Here is a 1,943-nt window from a genome sequence, read left to right as displayed (position 1 = left end):
AAATTTAGTAGTTAAAACACTTTCAAAGCACGATGTGTGGGATCAAAATGAAATAAGAAAGATAAAAAGAGGCCTCACCATCTTCTATGTCTATGGCGGTGATGATGCTCATCGCCTCCAGCGCCACAACCAGCCTTTAAAAGGCCGCGCACTATACCGCCGCCGCCAAGCGATGCTGGACCTAGCGACCTATCCAAGCGCTCCTCGCATTCATGTTTTTTAGCCTCTTTTTGTCCTATCTCATAAAGGGCAAAGAGGGCGCCCAATATGATCGCTATTATATATTTTTGAGTAGTGCTTAGTTTGGTATTAAGAGGACTTGCCTCTTTTTTCTTTTTAACCCTATTTGTTTGTTTCCCGTTTAGTTTATCCATCTCTTCACTTTAATAAAAGAGTTAAAATTTATAAAATTTCCCTTATCAAAAGCTGCGGTGTAACAAGTCCGCGAAATGAATTTTTAGAAACGCAAAAGATGACATCCACCATTTCTCCCACTCTGACGTGCCTTGTGAAGTTAAAAAAGAGTGCTTCAAGCGTTTTGTTATCCTTTTGCAAGATAAGCTTTAAGTGGTTTTGGTCCCTGCCTATGAGCCTCTCGTTTTTCACGACAGCGTTTTCTATCTTAAAGACTGGGCGTGGATTTTTCTGTCCATACGGCTCATAAAATTCTAAAATTTCAAGTAGCTCAAAGTCTATCTCGCTTGGCATTATGTCGCCAAGTAGCTCATCTGAGCTTTTGCACTCTTGCATATTTAGGCATGAGCAGCTTTTATTTATCGCCTCTTTAAATTTTTCCAAATTTTCAGGCGCAAGAGTTAGCCCTGCTGCACCTTTGTGACCGCCGTAGCTTGTTAGTAGATCTTCGTGGCTTGCGATTAACGATAAGATATCAAGCTTACCAACACTTCTAGCACTGCCTTTTGCGCGGCCTTTATCGATGCTAAAGACGATAGCTGGTTTTGCAAAGTGCTTTGCCAGGCGGCTAGCCACGATGCCTATCACGCCCTCATGCCACTGCTCTCCCCAAGTGATGATGACCTCATCGTCCTCTTTTACGTCCTTTAGCGAGCACTCAAAGAGTTGGCGCTCCTCCTCTTTTCTGGAGTTGTTAAACTCTATAATCGTATCAAGGTAGTCGTAGGCCTCTTCAATGGTTTTTGCGCGCAGGAAATTAAACGAATTCATCGCATCGTCCATGCGTCCAGCGGAATTTATGAGTGGAGCGATGAGAAAGCTAATGTCATCGCACTCAAATTTTTCCTTACCATAGAACTCTTTTATCACACAAAATGCCGAACGCTGTGATGCATTTAGCTTGCAAACGCCCATGCGAACGAGCATTCTATTCATATCTCTTAGCTCCATCATATCAGCGATTATCGCGATGGCTAAAAGCTCGAGAAATTTACTCATATCGTAATTTAGCGCAAATACATCTTTTAGCGCGCCCACCAAATACCAAGCTACCTCAGCACCGCAAATTTCGATATTTGGGAAACTGCAGTCCTCTTGTTTAGGGTTGATGATAGCGTAGGCTTCTGGCAGAACGGCTGGCGGCATGTGGTGATCTGTGATGATGAGATCTATGCCCTTTTCTTTGCAGATAGCGGCTGCGTCATTTGCCGAAATACCGTTATCAACGGTGATGATCAGGCTTATATCGCTTGCGAGCTCGTCGATGATCTCTGGGTTTAAGCCGTATCCGTCCTTAAATCGGTTTGGGATCTTTACTAGGTAGTCTTTCACACCAAGATCGTCAAAAAACTCAGCCAAAATAACACTTGAAACCACACCATCAACGTCATAATCGCCCACAATGGCTATGCGCTCGTTTTTCTCGATCGCCTCTTTTATGCGGTTAGCACCTTTGTAGATATCTTTTAAGGCACTTGGTGTTGGAATTTCACTAAGTTTTTTGTGTATGTCGTTACAAAATCTACGTG

Annotated in this window: 2 protein-coding genes; both read right to left on the bottom strand. The window is 43.1% G+C overall.

The genetic code is table 11. The features are described from left to right. Nucleotides 1–74 precede the first annotated feature (74 nt). Nucleotides 75–374, bottom strand: coding sequence for a hypothetical protein (locus Q0296_RS05875; protein WP_298037943.1), 300 nt, complete (start codon nucleotides 372–374; stop codon nucleotides 75–77). A 28-nt stretch (nucleotides 375–402) separates the two neighbouring features. After that, nucleotides 403–1,943 (bottom strand): single-stranded-DNA-specific exonuclease RecJ (gene recJ / locus Q0296_RS05870; RefSeq protein ID WP_298037941.1); only part of this gene is annotated, 1,541 nt, incomplete at its 5' end.

Source organism: uncultured Campylobacter sp., assembly GCF_937890585.1.
In the GTDB taxonomy this organism is placed as follows: Bacteria; Campylobacterota; Campylobacteria; order Campylobacterales; family Campylobacteraceae; genus Campylobacter_A.
This window is presented reverse-complemented; position numbering and strand designations above follow the sequence as displayed.

What these genes read in the sequence shown, in the direction of transcription:
- Q0296_RS05875 (WP_298037943.1), bottom strand. Translation starts at nt 374, where the DNA reads ATGGATAAACTAAACGGGAAACAAACAAATAGGGTTAAAAAGAAAAAA.